Genomic DNA, 14,576 nt, shown 5'->3' with positions numbered 1-14,576 from the left:
CACACGGGATTTATCCCGCGCTTTCGCCCTATATGGCGGAAAGGCCGGCAAATTACCAGACTGTTGCGACGCAAACGGGGCAGCGGCTCAGGCGGGAGGCACGTCGAAAACCTCGCCGGGGCGCATCGGCCGGAAACGGCTCTCGTCCACTCCCTGCTCGGTCAAGGCGACCTTGAGTGCCGCAAGCGGCGCATCCACCGCCTCATCGGTGAGCTGCACCGTGCCCCAGTGATGGCCACAGACATGCGCCGCGCCGCAAAGCCTCATGCCCTCCACGGCTTCCGCCGGGTTCTGGTGCTGGCCCTTCATGAACCAGCGCGGTTCGTAAGCACCGAAAGGCAGGTTGGCGAGGCGGAAATCACCGTGCTTCTTGCGTGCGGCGTGGTAGTTGAGACCCTCGTGGAAGCCGGTATCGCCTATATGGTAGATTTTACCGCCCGGTGTTTCGATGACGAAGGCGGCCCAGAGCGCCATACGCCTGTCGTTAAGACCACGGGCCGACCAATGGTGGCACGGTTCGAAATGAATTTTCACCGGACCTGTCTCCACCACATCGCCCCAGTCGCCCACCTTGATACGCGCGGCCTCGACACCGGTGCGGATGATGGCATCATTGCCGAGCGGCGTGATGAAAAGCGGCTTGTGCGCCACATGCAGGCGCTTCAGCGTCTCCATGTCCAGATGGTCGTAGTGATTGTGCGTCACCAGAACCAGATCGATGGGCGGCAGCTCCTCAAAACGGATGCCGGGCGGATTGACCCGCTTGGGACCCGCAAAGCTGAACGGGCTGGTGCGCTGCGACCACACCGGATCGATGAGAATATTCAGACCAGCCGTCTGGATAAGGAAGGAAGCATGGCCGACGAAGGTGACGCGCATATCCCTGCCTTCGATCCGGGCTTCCGGTTTTGCAAAGGGAAAAGGGCTCGGATAACTTTCCGGCCATGTGGCGCGCTCGCCATTGAAGCGCCACTTCAAAAGACCCATGAAATTGCCGGGCGGTGAACCGCCGGGATTGAAGAAACGCACCCCGTCGAAATGATCGGAGATCGGGCCGCTATAATAAGCGCTAGCGTTCGAACGGCGGGCATAGAGGCCGCCGCCCGCCAGAGCGAGCAGACCAAGTGCGGAAAAACGAAAGAAGTTTCGACGTTTCATGACAAAGGTATAGGAAGCGGAATGGCGCCGTTCAAGCGCCACCAATCGCGGCTTGCGGCCAATCACGCAAAGATGAAATGCAGGCTTTGCCGGCCGCAAACCGGCATCGCCTTGACTTTTCCCGCACTTTCCTGTTTATCCCGCCCATCAGCTGGCAGTTTCATGACTCCAAGCCGCCGACCGGGACCCGCAAAGGTATAAAGAGATCCCGGAGGTCAACACCCGACAGCGCGATGCGCCCTCGGGTGCTTTTTGGCTTTGCGTCTTGTTTTTGCCAGCAAAAGCACCGACGTTTCGGAAACCCCGGAACGAAGAAGGAAGAAACGATGTTTGAAAACCTCCAGGACCGCCTTGGTTCCATTCTGAATGGACTGACCGGCCGTGGCGCGCTGACGGAAGCCGATGTTGCTGCCGCCCTGCGCGAGGTTCGCCGTGCGCTCCTGGAAGCGGACGTTGCGCTGGAAGTCGTGCGCTCCTTCACCGACAGGGTGCGTGAAAAGGCCGTTGGTGCCGCCGTCCTGAAGTCCATCAAGCCTGGCCAGATGGTCGTCAAGATCGTGCATGACGAGCTTGTCGAAATGCTCGGCACCGAAGGCGTCTCCATCGACCTCAACGCCCCCGCCCCCGTCGTCATCATGATGGTGGGTCTGCAGGGCTCGGGCAAGACCACGACCACCGGCAAGATCGCCAAGCGCCTGACCGACCGCGAGAAGAAGAAGGTGCTGATGGCATCTCTCGACACGCGTCGTCCGGCCGCACAGGAACAGCTTCGCCAGCTGGGCGTCCAGACGGGCGTCGACACGCTGCCGGTCATCGCCGGCCAGTCGCCGACCGATATCGCCGCACGCGCGGTGCAGGCGGCAAAGCTTGGCGGCCATGACGTCGTGATCCTCGATACCGCCGGCCGCACCCATATCGACGAACCCTTGATGCTGGAAATGGCCGACATCAAGAAGAAGTCCAACCCGCATGAAATCCTGCTGGTCGCGGATTCGCTGACCGGTCAGGACGCCGTCAATCTGGCGCGCAATTTCGATGAGCGCGTCGGCATCACCGGCCTCGTGCTCACTCGTATGGATGGCGATGGGCGCGGCGGTGCGGCGCTGTCCATGCGTGCCGTCACCGGCAAGCCGATCAAGCTGATCGGTATCGGCGAGCGCATGAACGAACTCGACGAGTTCCATCCGCGCCGTATCGCCGACCGTATTCTCGGCATGGGCGACATCGTTTCGCTGGTCGAAAAGGCCGCCGAAAACATCGATGCGGAAAAAGCCCGCGCCATGGCCGAGAAGATGGCCAAGGGCAAGTTCGACCTCAACGATCTCGCCGATCAGCTTGGCCAGATGAAGAAGATGGGCGGCATGGGCGGCATCATGGGGCTGATGCCCGGCATGGCCGGCATGAAGGACAAGATGGCTTCGGCCGGTATGAACGACAAGATGTTCGACCGCCAGATCGCCATCATCTCGTCTATGACCAAGGCCGAGCGTGCCAATCCCGATATTCTGAAACACAGCCGCAAGAAGCGCATCGCCGCCGGCTCCGGCACGGATGCCGCCGAAATCAACAAGCTCCTGAAAATGCATCGCGGCATGGCCGACATGATGAAGGCCATGGGCGGCAAGGGCAGAGGCGGCATCATGAAGCAGATGATGGGCGGCCTTGCCGGCAAGATGGGGCTCGGTGGCATGATGGGCGGCGGCATGCCCGATCTGTCGAACATCGATCCGAAGCAGCTTGAGGCGCTCCAGAAGCAGGCGGAAGCCGCCGGTCTCGGCAAGCCGGGCGCCATGCCCGGTCTTGGTGGCATGCCAGGTGGTTTGCCGGGTCTCGGTGGAGCCAAGCTGCCGGGTCTCGGCGGCATGCCGGGCCTGCCCGGCTTTCCGAAAAAGAAGTGAGGGGGACACCAGTGAACAATGCAGAGGTGAAAGCCCAGCTTTCCGAATATCGCCAGTCGATCGACAATATCGATGCCGCACTGGTTCACATTCTTGCCGAACGTTTCCGCTGTACCAAGGCGGTGGGCGTGCTGAAGGCAAAGTACAATTTGCCGCCGGCCGACCCGGCGCGCGAGGAATACCAGATCGAACGCCTTCGCCGTCTGGCGAAGGACGCCAATCTGGACCCGGATTTCGCCGAGAAGTTCCTGAACTTCATCATCAAGGAAGTCATCCGGCATCATGAAGCAATCGCCGCCGAACATGGCGGTAACGAAAAGACCGCCTGAACGGCGGACAAGCCATCCTAAGGAGTAAATGACATGGCACTTAAAATTCGTCTCGCACGCGGTGGTTCCAAGAAGCGCCCGTATTACCAGATCGTCGTTGCAGACGCCCGTTCGCCCCGCGACGGCCGTTTCCTCGAGAAGGTCGGTTCCTGGAACCCGATGCTCGGCAAGGACAACCCGCAGCGCGTTGAGCTGAAGGCTGACCTCATCAAGGAATGGATCGCCAAGGGCGCACAGCCGACCGACCGCGTTCTGCGCTTCCTCGCCGAAGCCGGCCTTGCCGAGCGCGCCGCTCGCAGCAACCCGGAAAAGGCAAAGCCGGGCAAGCGCGCTCTCGAGCGTATCGCTGAAAAGAAGCAGAAGGCTGAAGATGCAGCCGCTGCTGCTGCGGAAGCCTCTGCTGCAGAATAATCTGCACGGAAACTTTTGAGGAACGGGTGGCGTGGTTTTCCATGCCGCCCGTTTTTTGTTTATTTTGGCGTCAACAAACCTTAAAGCTGACGCAACCAACACCAGAAGACGGACGGCCCGATGGCAAAGCTGGAAAACCCGGTACTCATGGCAAAAATCGGCGGCGCGCAGGGCCTGCGCGGCGAAGTCCGTGTCAGCACCTATACGGGCGATCCCCTGGCGCTCGGCGACTATGGCAATCTTGTCACTGCCGATGGCCGGGTCTTCGAAATTCTGGAATTGCGCGAAGGCAAGAATGTCGTCGTCGTCCGTTTCCGGGGCATCAATGACCGCAATGCGGCCGAGAGCCTGAACGGGCTGGAACTCTTCATCGAACGCGACAATCTGCCGGATGACGAGCTTGACGATGACGAGTTTTATTATGCCGATCTGGAGGGGCTGGAAGCCGTTGACGCCGAGGGCAAGAGCTACGGTGCCGTCAGCGCCGTCTATGATTTCGGCGCCGGCGATCTGCTGGAACTGAAAGGTGCCGGCCGTCGTCCCGCCCTTATCCCCTTTTCGGAGGCGGCCGTGCTTGAGATCGATCTGGAAGCCGGGCGCATTCTCATCGATCCGATGGCCGCCGGCTTGATCGACAATCCCGACGACAAGGACGAAACCGGCGTATCGCCGTTCGGCAAGAAATAATCCATGACCTTCAAGACGACCGTGCTGACGCTCTACCCGGAAATGTTTCCGGGGCATCTCCAATATTCGCTGGCCGGCAAGGCGCTGGAGCGGGGGCAATGGTCGCTGGAGGCTGTGCAGATCCGCGAATTCGCCACCGACAGGCACCGAAGCGTCGATGACACGCCGGCAGGCGGCGGCGCTGGCATGGTCCTGAAACCCGATGTTCTGGCTGCGGCCATCGACCATGTTTCGGATGGCGATACGCGGCCTCGTCTCCTTATGAGCCCACGCGGCAAACCGCTATCGCAGAACCGTGTGCGTGAACTCGCAGCCGGGGAAGGCGCGATCATCGTCTGCGGCCGTTTCGAAGGTGTCGACCAGCGCGTCATCGAGGCACGCGGGCTGGAGGAAGTGTCGATTGGCGATTACATTCTCTCCGGCGGTGAGCCGGCGGCGCTGACGCTTCTTGACGCCGTCGTCCGCATCCTGCCGGGCGTCATGGGCAACGATCTTTCCGGCGTGCATGAGAGCTTCGAGGGCGGGTTGCTGGAACATCCGCACTATACCCGCCCGCAGATCTGGGAAGGCCGCGATATTCCCGCCGTCCTCACCTCCGGCAACCACGCCGTCATCGACAGGTGGCGTCATGAACAGGCGCTGAAACTGACGCAGGAAAGACGCCCGGACCTTCTGGTAAAGGCTCAGGCCGAAACGAAATAATAGGCCGTCAGCACCAGCCCGACGGCGATCACCAGCCAGCGGATGATCCACTGTGGCACCCGCCGTGCCGTGTGCACGCCCGCATAACCGCCAAGTGCGGCCGCAGGGAACATGATGAGCGCCGCCCACCAGGAAACGACACCGCCGCCGACGAAGATCGTGATTGCGATGACGGCGATCACGACGGACAAGAGGTTCTTCAGCGCATTCAGATGATGATAGCTGCCGCCCGAGGTTATTCCGAGGATGGCCAGCATCATGATGCCCATGCCGGCACCGAAAAACCCGCCATAGACGGAAGCGAGACCCTGAAAGACAAGGCTCTGCAGATTGCCGGGCGAACGTTCGGCGCTCGCTTTCGGCCGCAGCCACGGGCCGGCAGCGAAAACGGCGGTTGCAGCGAGAAGCAGCCACGGCACGAGCTGGCGGAAGGAGGGATTGTCGAGCGACAAAAGCAGAAGCGATCCGGCCAGCCCGCCGACGATTGAAACGCCCGACAGAAGGATCGCCTCGCGCCAATGGGCGCGGATTTCCGGCCCGTAGGCGATGACGGAGGTGATATAACCCGGAAACTGCACGATGGCCGACGTGGCGTTGGCGACAATGGGTGGCAGGCCAGCCAGCGTCATCGCTCCGAAGGTCAGGAAAGTGCCGCCACCGGCGATCGCATTGACGACACCCGACAGAAAGCCGGTGACAAACAGCATGAGAATAATGAATATGGACATGGCCCCTCCCAAGGTTCCCATGCCATATCCGCCAGCGCGCCGCTTCGCAACTGCCGGAACGCGGCGCGTAATTGATAAAATATTGTCATGAAAGGGATGACAAACGGCGCATCCTCGTGTATGTGCCCGCGTGGAAATGGGAAATATCCCAACCGAAAGCAAAGAATGGCGAACCCGCTCCTGCCGAAAGGCATGGTCTGAAGGCATTGACCGACAGACGAAACGTTGAGCGCTCTGGCTGTTTCAGAAGAAATCAGAGGTTAACATGACCAATATCATTCAGCAGCTGGAAGCCGAACAGGCCGCCAAGATCGAAGCAAAGCGCACCCTGCCCGAGTTTTCTCCGGGCGACACCCTGCGCGTCAACGTTCGCGTGACGGAAGGTAACCGTACCCGCGTTCAGGCTTACGAAGGCGTTTGCATCGCCCGTTCCGGCGGTGGCCTTTCCGAAAGCTTCACCGTTCGCAAGATCTCCTACGGCGAAGGCGTCGAGCGTGTATTCCCGATCTACTCCCCGCTGGTCGAAGGCGTTGAAGTCGTTCGCCGCGGTAAGGTTCGCCGCGCAAAGCTCTACTACCTGCGCGACCGTCGCGGCAAGGCTGCCCGTATCGTTGAAAACACCGGTACGCGCGCGCGCAAGCTGAACGAGTCCGAGCGTCAGGCACTGGCCGACGAAAAGGCACGTCTGGAAGCCGAAAAGGTAGCAGCAGCACAGGCTCTCGCCGCCGAGAAGGCAGCAGCCGAAGCCGCAGAAGCCAAGGCAGCGGAAGAAGCAGCAAAGGCTGCGGAAGCCACAGCGGAATAAGATTTCCATTTCAATGGATTTACGGGAAAGGCGGTCTTCGGACCGCCTTTTTTGTTGTGCCGACATGACTTGCCCTCACCCCGGCAAGCGTGCATTTTCAGGAAAATCGTTTCCGGAGGCCTCCATGATCGCCAGACGTCCGCTTCTCGCCGCCTTTGCCGCCCTGGCCATGGCGCCCGCTTTTGCCAGCGCCGCCGATCTGCCGGACCTGAAGGGAAGAACCGTCGTTGTGGTTACGGAAAACGCCTATCCGCCGCTGCAATTCATCGACCCCAAATCCGGCGAGGCCATCGGCTGGGAATATGACGCGATGAAAGAAATCGCGCGAAGGCTGAATTTCAAGCTGGAATATCAGAACATCTCCTGGGATGCGATGATTCAGGCCGTGTCGGCCGGCCAATACGACATCGGCATGACCGGCATCAGCATCAAGGACGACCGCAAGGAGAAGGTGGATTTCTCCGCACCCTATATGCGCTCGGAGATGTTCATGCTGGTACGGGCCGACGAGACCCGCTTCACGGATGCGAAGAGTTTCGCCGCCTTCGAGAAAGGCCTGGTCGGCGCACAGGCCGGCACGACGCCCTTCTACACTGCCGTTTACGATGTTCTCGATGGTAATGAACAGAACCCGCGCCTGCGACTGATGGAAACCTTCGGCGCCAGCGTCCAGGCATTGAAGACCGGCGATGTCGATCTGGTGCTGACCGACGGCGTTGCCGGCAAGGGTTATGTCGATGCCTCGAACGGCACGCTGAAACTGATCGGCGAGCCATTGGGCGGAGATGATTTCGGCTTCATCTTCAAGAAGGGCTCCGATCTGGTTGCCCCGGTCAATGCCGCAATTGCGGCACTGAAGGCGGACGGAACGTTTACCGCCCTCGATAAGAAATGGTTCCTCGACTACAAGCTCGGCGAATGACGCTACACGGCGCTCCTCCGCGACGGTCCGCATCGGGCGGTGGGAATGAGGACTTCCCTTGGTGGCTGGCGGCGATCATCTTGATCGGCATCGCCCTTGCACTGGTAATCGCCGTCAACGGCATCTACGCCCAGGTTTTCAGCACCGTCGCCAAGGGTATCGGCATCACTATTTCCGTAACCCTGACCGCTTTCGCGCTGGCCGCGCTGTTCGGTCTGGCTATTGCGCTAATCGGCATGTCCGACAATGTCGTTTTGCGGCAGGTGGCGCGATTTTATGTCGAGGTCGTTCGCGGCATACCGGTCATCGTCCTATTGTTTTACGTCGCCTTCGTCGGCACACCGGCGCTGGTGGCGTTCTACAATTGGCTGACTTTGCCGCTTGCCGCCAATGGCTGGCTGGAACCGCTGATGGTTCGCGACGTATCGCTGACATGGAGGGCGATCATCGCGCTGACGATCGGTTATGCCGCCTTCATCGCGGAAATCTTTCGCGCCGGCATACAGGCCGTTCCGGAGGGGCAGATCGAGGCGGCGAAGGCACTGGGTTTCAGCCGCTACCGACGTTTCAGGCTCATCATCCTGCCACAGGCGATCCGGACGATCTTTCCGCCGCTTTCCAACGATTTCGTTGCCATGGTGAAAGACAGTTCGCTCGTCTCGGTGCTTGGTGTCACCGACATTACCCAGATGGGGAAAGTCTATGCGGCCGGTTCTTTCCGGTTTTTCGAAACCTATTCCATCGTCGCCTATATCTACCTGATCCTGACCATTGGTCTGTCGCTGATGCTGCGGCGGATCGAGAAGGCGATGCGCTCAAAACGCGGATAAGGAAAGGACGACAGCCGGCGGAACCGGCTGTCGGATTGGTAAAGGTCAAGCGGCCCCGGCCGGATTGCCCATCCTGCGGGTGGCGATGATGACCAGCACGCCCGCAAGCGCAAGGCAGAAGGCAAGGAAGAACATCGGCGCAATGGTGCTGCCGGTCTGATCCTTGATCCATGGCACCACATTCTGCGCCACGAAACCACCCAGATTGCCGACGGAGTTGATGGCGGCAATACCTGCGGCCGCACCCGCTCCCTTGAGGAAGCGGCCGGGCAGGCTCCAGAACACCGGCTGGCCGGCAAAGATGCCGGCGGCGGCAACGCACAGGAAGGCGAACTGCAGAACGGGATCGCTGAGCAGCGCCGACATCAGCAGGCAGAAGGCGCCCACGAAGGCGGGGCCGACGATATAGGGCGTCTTGTTCTTTGCCTTGTCGGCGGCCAAAGGCACGACGAACAGGGCAATAGCCACGATCACCCAGGGGATGATGTTGATGAAGCCATTGGCGGTGTTGGAAACGCCGAAGCTCTTCACGATCGTCGGAAGCCAGTAGCTGAGACCATAGGCGGCCAGCGGAAAACCGACATAGCAAAGCGCCATGAACAGGACACGCGGATTGATCAGCGCCTTGAAGCCGTCTTCCGCATGTTCTTCCATGCCCTTGTTTTCTTCAGCCAGACGGTTCTTCAGCCAGTCCTTCTCGTCCTGTGTCAGGAATTTCGCCTTTTCGGGCGTATCATCCAGATAAAAGAAGGTGACGATACCGGCGATGACGGCGGGAATACCCGTTGCCAGGAACACCCATTCCCAGCCGGCATAACCGAGGAAACCATCGAGATCGAGCAGCATGCCGCCGAGCGGCGCGCCGATGGCATTGGCAAGCGCGCTGAAAATCATGAACAGGCCGATCATGCGGCCGCGATAATCGCGCGGGAACCAGAGCGTCATCAGGAACAATACACCGGGGAAGAAGCCCGCTTCGCAAAGCCCGAGCAGGAAGCGCAGGATGTAAAACATCGTGGCGTTCTGCGTGTAGGCAAGCGCGATGGTAACAGCGCCCCAGGAAACCAGAATGCGGGCGAACCATTTGCTGGCGCCGAAACGGTTGAGGAACAGATTGCTCGGCACTTCGAAGATGAAGTAGCCGATGAAGAACAGCGAGGCGCCAAGACCGTAGGCATATTCGCTAAGGCTCAGCGCATCGACCATCTGCAGCTTGGCATAGCTGACATTCTGGCGGTCGATATAGGCGATGAGATAAAGAAGGCCAAGAAACGGCATCAGCCGCCAGGTGATCTTCGAGATAAGGGCCTTTTCGGATACCATATGCTTTCCCTCCCTTCGATTGCTCGTCGAAATGCAAATGATAAGGGGACCCATCTATATGTGCATCGCAAAATACGCAAGTTGCACTGCATCATAACCATTGGGAACCGCCACGAGGCGGGGCCGTAACGGGCCTTCGGCCATGATGCGGTGCATATAGAAAATGCCGAACCGTCGGCTTCCCGGCGGTACGCATTCATATTGCCGTAAAACCGGCGATCTGCTATGAAAGCTGCCATGGGATCTAAATTCGGATGTCTCGCGCAGAATGTTTATGTGCTGCAGGACCACAAGCGTCTGCCGGCACGGTTCTTTGCGCGCGTTTCCGGGGCGCTCACCAGCCGACTTAGGCTCGCCTGACAGCACCCGCTGTCCACCGCCTTATTGAACCCTGATTATCCTTTTCCATGACAAGGCATAGAGCCATGAGCGCACCCCGCACTTTGTATGATAAAATCTGGGACGACCATGTCGTCAATCGAGACCCGGACGGAACCTGTCTTCTCTACATCGACCGTCACCTCGTCCATGAGGTGACGAGCCCGCAGGCCTTCGAAGGGCTGCGCATGGCCGGTCGCCCCGTGCATTCGCCGACCCGCACGCTCGCCGTGGTCGACCATAACGTTCCGACCACCGCCGACCGGCTGGAAGGCATCAAGAACGAGGAAAGCCGCATTCAGGTGGAAGCGCTTGCGCAGAACGCCAAGGATTTCGGCGTCGAATATTATTCCGAGCGCGACAAGCGCCAGGGCATCGTCCATATCGTCGGCCCCGAACAGGGCTTCACCCTGCCGGGCATGACGATCGTCTGCGGCGACAGCCACACCTCCACCCATGGCGCTTTCGGTGCGCTCGCACACGGTATCGGCACTTCGGAAGTGGAGCATGTTCTGGCCACCCAGACACTGATCCAGAAAAAGGCCAAGAACATGCTGGTGCGTGTCGACGGCAAAATTCCTGATGGCGTCACCGCAAAAGACATCATCCTCGCCATTATTGGCGAGATCGGCACGGCGGGCGGCACCGGCCACGTGATCGAATTTGCCGGCGAGGCGATCCGGTCGCTTTCCATGGAAGGCCGCATGACGGTCTGCAACATGACCATCGAGGGCGGCGCCCGCGCCGGTCTGATCGCGCCTGATGAGACCACCTTCGATTACATCAAGGACAAGCCGCGCTCACCGAAGGGCGAAACGCTGGAACAGGCCATCGCCTACTGGAAAACGCTGAAATCCGACGAGGGCGCCCATTACGACAAGGTTGTCATTCTCGATGCAGCCAACCTGCCCCCCATCGTCTCCTGGGGCTCGTCTCCGGAAGACGTGACCTCCGTCGAAGGCATTGTTCCCAATCCCGATGATATCGAGGAGGAAAACAAGCGCGCCTCCAAGTGGCGTGCGCTTGACTATATGGGCCTGAAGCCCGGCACACGCATCACCGATATCGCCATTGACCGCGTCTTCATCGGCTCCTGCACCAACGGCCGCATCGAGGATTTGCGCGCGGCGGCGAAGATCGTCGATGGCCGCAAGGTGGCCTCCACCGTTTCGGCCATGATCGTGCCCGGCTCCGGCCTCGTGAAGGAACAGGCGGAAAAGGAAGGTCTGGACAAGATTTTCCTCGACGCCGGTTTCGAATGGCGCGAACCGGGCTGCTCCATGTGCCTTGCCATGAATGACGACCGCCTGAAGCCCGGCGAACGCTGCGCCTCCACCTCGAATCGCAATTTCGAGGGCCGTCAGGGCTACAAGAGCCGCACCCACCTCGTCTCCCCCGCAATGGCGGCGGCGGCGGCAATCGCCGGTCACTTCGTCGACGTTCGCGAATGGCAATAAAACCCTGAGGCCATCTTTTCAGCAAAGCCACCCGTCCCACGCAGGGGCGGGTGGCTTTTATTATACCCCCTGCAAACGCCGTTGCGGCTGCGTGCCGTGCAGGAACACGGCAAAAGTATCCCAGGGCGGCGTGATGGAGAGCTGACTCAAGATACGAGCAACCTCCCCTCTGTGAATGCCGGCATGCAGGACCATGTGCGAGATCATCTCGGCACGGGACATGTAACCCTTGTCACCATCCGTAAAGGTGAAGGCGACAAATTCGCCAAGCGATTCGGGTGATGTTTTCTCGATATAATCGAGATACCAGCGATCGAGAGCGGCAACATCCTTCGCAAGATCATCCAGCTGCGGGGTTGCCTCGGTATTATCAGAGAGAAAACCGTGCGCCGTTCCGGTGAGATGACCCGAAAAAATCCTCGCGACGACGTAGTAGTGATTGACCAGCCGAAGTGCCGTGTGCCGTATGGACGCGTTCTGCACGGGATCGAGGTGTTTGAGCTTCTCGAATAAATCCCTGTTCGCCCATTGGTGATAGCCGAGCAGGCTCCTGAGCAAATCCCTCATGACAATATCCTTTACATCTGAAAAATGTGAGCACTATGTTTATATTTTCGCCATGGAGGATGCCTTGTCTACTCGCATTGCAAAGCGGAAGAGCGAGATGCGCAAGGAGCCGCGCCAGGAGCGTTCCAGGGCCACGGTCGATGCCGTCATCCATGCGGCAGCTCGCATTTTGAGCGACCACGGCTGGGCAGGCTTCACCACAAACAGGGTTGCCGAAACGGCCGGCGTCAGCATCGGCTCGCTGTATCAATATTTCCCGGACAAGATTTCGATCGTGGAAGCGGTACGCCACCGTCACCTTGAGGATTGTCTCTCCGTCATGAAGGGCGTTTCGCAAAAGCGGCAATCGCTCGCAAAATTCGTGGAAGAACTCGTGACCGGCATGATCGCGGTTCACAGCATCCATCCCGGCCTTCACAAGGTGCTTCTAGATGATGCGCCCGGCCACGAGGGGACAAACGATCCCAACAGCGCTTTCGAACAGGAATATCTCGGTCTCTATGCGGCGGCGATCGCGGCGCATACCACAGCCGGCTCAAAGGTAGAGAGCGGAACCGCGGCGCTGATCGTATCCGATGCCATTGACGGCATCATCCATAATGCCGCCCGCCGCGGAGCATTGCAGTCACCCAAAATCAGGCGGGAAATGATAGCACTCGTTCACGCCTACCTGTCTCGGGCAACTGGCGGATGAGAGACCGTCAACTCATTCCGAGATGATCTTCACCCGCTGCCCCGGCTGAAGCGTGGCGGTGGCGCTCATCGCATTGATCATGCGGAACATGTCGAGCTTGCGCTCGGTCCCCATCATCCGTGCGGCGATCGTCGCCACGGTTTCGCCGGGCTTCACCGTCACCACCCGCACGCGCAACGGCTTCAGCGACGCGATTTCCTGCGGGGTCATCTTGCGGAAACTCGTGCGCAGCACATTGGCGATGGAATCGAGCTGGGCATTGCCCTTCGGCACAGCCGTCAGGAAGCGGAATATCTGCTGCCCGACACGGATGACGGTCACGTCAAAATCCCATTTGTCCGCGCTTGCCCGGGCCGTTGCGGCATCAAGACCGTTGATCTGCGTTTCCCTGACGGTTTCCGGCAAGAGACCGGCAACCCAGCCGCTGGTCAGGTAATTGGCAAGGCTGGTCTGTTTCGGATCGGCGACACCATCGAAACGGATCGCCATGTCGCCGGGTCCCGTCGCGAGAACGGCCTCCACCTTGTTGTCGATGACGAAACCTTCCGGCACGTCGAAACGGATGCCCAGCGTTCCGTGCAGAAACGTCTGCCCGCGGACGTAGCCTTCCTGCGGGCTGTCGCCATAAAGCAGGCCGTCTATGCCATCCAGAAACCAGTCACGGCCACGATCGCCGACCTGGCCTTCCTGGCCGAAGGCGCGGGCATGACGGCGCGCCAGCTCGATGCGCTGCGGCGTGTTGGGGTGGCTGGAAAGGAAGTCGAGGCTCTGGTCGTTTTCGGGATCGGCCGAAGAAAACCGCGCATAGGCCGCCATGGAATCCAGAAAGCGCGGCGAAGCGTAGGGATCGTAACCGGCTTCGCCCAGCATGCGCACGCCGATGACATCCGCCTGCAATTCCTGCTGACGCGAGAAGGCCGCAAGGCGAAGCTTGCCGCGCGCCAGAGCCTGCTTGCCGGCCAGATCGCTCGACAGAACCTCGGCAACCACGCGGCTCGCAATCACCTCCGCCTCTTCGCGGCGCTGGCGCTCGATGCCGTGGTTGGCAGTCACATGGCCCATCTCATGCGAAAGCACGGCGGCCACCTCGGAGGCGTCGTTGGCAAGTGCCAGAAGCCCGCGCGTGACGTAAAGATATCCGCCCGGCAGCGCAAAAGCATTGATAGCCGGCGAATTCAAGATGGTGATACGATAGGACTGCTGCGGGTTTTCCGAAACGGCCGTGAGCGCGCCGGCAATACGGGCAACGAGCCGTTCCGTCTTGGCGTCGTGATATTCACCGCCATAGCTCGCCACGATACGCGGGTGCTCGCGCGCGCCCATCTGGGCGCGGGGATCGTTCTTCTGCACCTGTTCCACGGTCTGCGGATTGTCCGAGGGACGCAATGTGGACTGATAAGCCGGGCTGAACAGAGACTGGCACGACGACAGGAACACGGCGGATGCCGTCAGCACGGAACAGGCAGCAGCCATCCTGCCCGAACGGCGAAGGCCTGAACGGGAGAAGAGCCTCCACTGTGCAGTCATGCTATTTTTCATTCTCTATGCCTGCCCCTTAACGTTCCTGATCATCCGTTAATTGCAGACCAGAATAACAGATTCGCCCCAACGGGAGATGAATGCCGAAACGGTAAAAACGATCCATCAAGTCCGGAATATTCCTGAAGAACGCAATAATTCCCATCTT

At 59.9% G+C, this 14,576-nt stretch carries 15 protein-coding genes; 10 read left to right on the top strand and 5 right to left on the bottom strand.

Annotated elements, in window-relative coordinates; translation table 11 throughout:
- Window positions 1-87: 87 nt before the first annotated feature.
- Window positions 88-1,158 (bottom strand): MBL fold metallo-hydrolase, encoded by a 1,071-nt coding sequence (locus tag N434_RS06170; protein WP_110756854.1) that lies wholly within the window; start codon window positions 1,156-1,158, stop codon window positions 88-90.
- A gap of 326 nt (window positions 1,159-1,484) precedes the next feature.
- Here N434_RS06170 and ffh point away from each other — a divergent pair, with 326 nt between their 5' ends.
- From ffh to trmD, 5 genes are all read left to right on the top strand, one after another.
- Window positions 1,485-3,056 (top strand): signal recognition particle protein, encoded by a 1,572-nt coding sequence (ffh, locus tag N434_RS06160; RefSeq protein WP_110756685.1) that lies wholly within the window; start codon window positions 1,485-1,487, stop codon window positions 3,054-3,056.
- Window positions 3,057-3,067: 11 nt separating this feature from the next.
- Entirely contained in the window at window positions 3,068-3,385 is a 318-nt protein-coding gene (locus tag N434_RS06155; protein WP_065114319.1) for a chorismate mutase, read from the top strand.
- Window positions 3,386-3,418: 33 nt separating this feature from the next.
- Window positions 3,419-3,796 (top strand): 30S ribosomal protein S16, encoded by a 378-nt coding sequence (gene rpsP / locus N434_RS06150; RefSeq protein ID WP_003520510.1) that lies wholly within the window; start codon window positions 3,419-3,421, stop codon window positions 3,794-3,796.
- Window positions 3,797-3,916: 120 nt separating this feature from the next.
- On the top strand, window positions 3,917-4,483 hold the full coding sequence (gene rimM, locus N434_RS06145; protein ID WP_065114320.1) for a ribosome maturation factor RimM: 567 nt from the start codon (window positions 3,917-3,919) through the stop codon (window positions 4,481-4,483).
- A 3-nt stretch (window positions 4,484-4,486) separates the two neighbouring features.
- On the top strand, window positions 4,487-5,185 hold the full coding sequence (gene trmD / locus N434_RS06140) for a tRNA (guanosine(37)-N1)-methyltransferase TrmD (RefSeq protein ID WP_110756683.1): 699 nt from the start codon (window positions 4,487-4,489) through the stop codon (window positions 5,183-5,185).
- Here trmD and N434_RS06135 read toward each other — a convergent pair.
- On the bottom strand, window positions 5,167-5,913 hold the full coding sequence (locus N434_RS06135) for a sulfite exporter TauE/SafE family protein (RefSeq protein ID WP_065114322.1): 747 nt from the start codon (window positions 5,911-5,913) through the stop codon (window positions 5,167-5,169). The two genes, trmD and N434_RS06135, sit on opposite strands and share 19 nt — an antisense overlap.
- Window positions 5,914-6,178: 265 nt before the next feature.
- On the opposite strand from N434_RS06135, the gene rplS reads away from it, so the two are divergent.
- From rplS to N434_RS06120, 3 genes are all read left to right on the top strand, one after another.
- A complete protein-coding gene (rplS, locus tag N434_RS06130; protein WP_059759847.1) occupies window positions 6,179-6,718 on the top strand; it encodes a 50S ribosomal protein L19 in 540 nt (179 codons plus the stop codon).
- A 124-nt stretch (window positions 6,719-6,842) separates the two neighbouring features.
- Window positions 6,843-7,640, top strand: coding sequence for a transporter substrate-binding domain-containing protein (locus tag N434_RS06125; RefSeq protein WP_065114323.1), 798 nt, complete (start codon window positions 6,843-6,845; stop codon window positions 7,638-7,640).
- Window positions 7,637-8,470 (top strand): amino acid ABC transporter permease, encoded by an 834-nt coding sequence (locus tag N434_RS06120; RefSeq protein ID WP_110756681.1) that lies wholly within the window; start codon window positions 7,637-7,639, stop codon window positions 8,468-8,470. The genes N434_RS06125 and N434_RS06120 overlap by 4 nt, the downstream gene beginning before the upstream one ends.
- Window positions 8,471-8,515: 45 nt before the next feature.
- Here the strand turns inward: N434_RS06120 and N434_RS06115 are convergent, their stop codons facing one another.
- Window positions 8,516-9,793, bottom strand: coding sequence for an MFS transporter (locus N434_RS06115; protein WP_110756679.1), 1,278 nt, complete (start codon window positions 9,791-9,793; stop codon window positions 8,516-8,518).
- A 425-nt stretch (window positions 9,794-10,218) separates the two neighbouring features.
- Between N434_RS06115 and leuC the strand changes: the two genes are divergently transcribed.
- Window positions 10,219-11,628, top strand: coding sequence for a 3-isopropylmalate dehydratase large subunit (gene leuC / locus N434_RS06105; RefSeq protein ID WP_065114326.1), 1,410 nt, complete (start codon window positions 10,219-10,221; stop codon window positions 11,626-11,628).
- Between the two features lie 60 nt (window positions 11,629-11,688).
- On the opposite strand, the gene N434_RS06100 is transcribed toward leuC, so the two are convergent.
- Window positions 11,689-12,195 (bottom strand): DinB family protein, encoded by a 507-nt coding sequence (locus tag N434_RS06100; protein WP_110756678.1) that lies wholly within the window; start codon window positions 12,193-12,195, stop codon window positions 11,689-11,691.
- Window positions 12,196-12,292: 97 nt separating this feature from the next.
- Between N434_RS06100 and N434_RS06095 the strand changes: the two genes are divergently transcribed.
- Window positions 12,293-12,889: a TetR/AcrR family transcriptional regulator gene (locus N434_RS06095; RefSeq protein ID WP_110756676.1), complete on the top strand. Its 597-nt coding sequence runs from the start codon at window positions 12,293-12,295 to the stop codon at window positions 12,887-12,889.
- Between the two features lie 12 nt (window positions 12,890-12,901).
- Here N434_RS06095 and N434_RS06090 read toward each other — a convergent pair whose 3' ends face one another.
- Window positions 12,902-14,416: a M48 family metalloprotease gene (locus N434_RS06090; RefSeq protein ID WP_174032900.1), complete on the bottom strand. Its 1,515-nt coding sequence runs from the start codon at window positions 14,414-14,416 to the stop codon at window positions 12,902-12,904.
- Window positions 14,417-14,576 lie beyond the last annotated feature (160 nt).

The sequence above is a fragment of the Rhizobium sp. UGM030330-04 genome, from assembly GCF_003208455.1.
Taxonomy (GTDB): Bacteria; Pseudomonadota; Alphaproteobacteria; order Rhizobiales; family Rhizobiaceae; genus Agrobacterium; species Agrobacterium rhizogenes_A.
The sequence above is the reverse complement of the archived record's forward strand: the minus strand, read 5'-3'. Positions and strand labels throughout refer to the sequence as shown.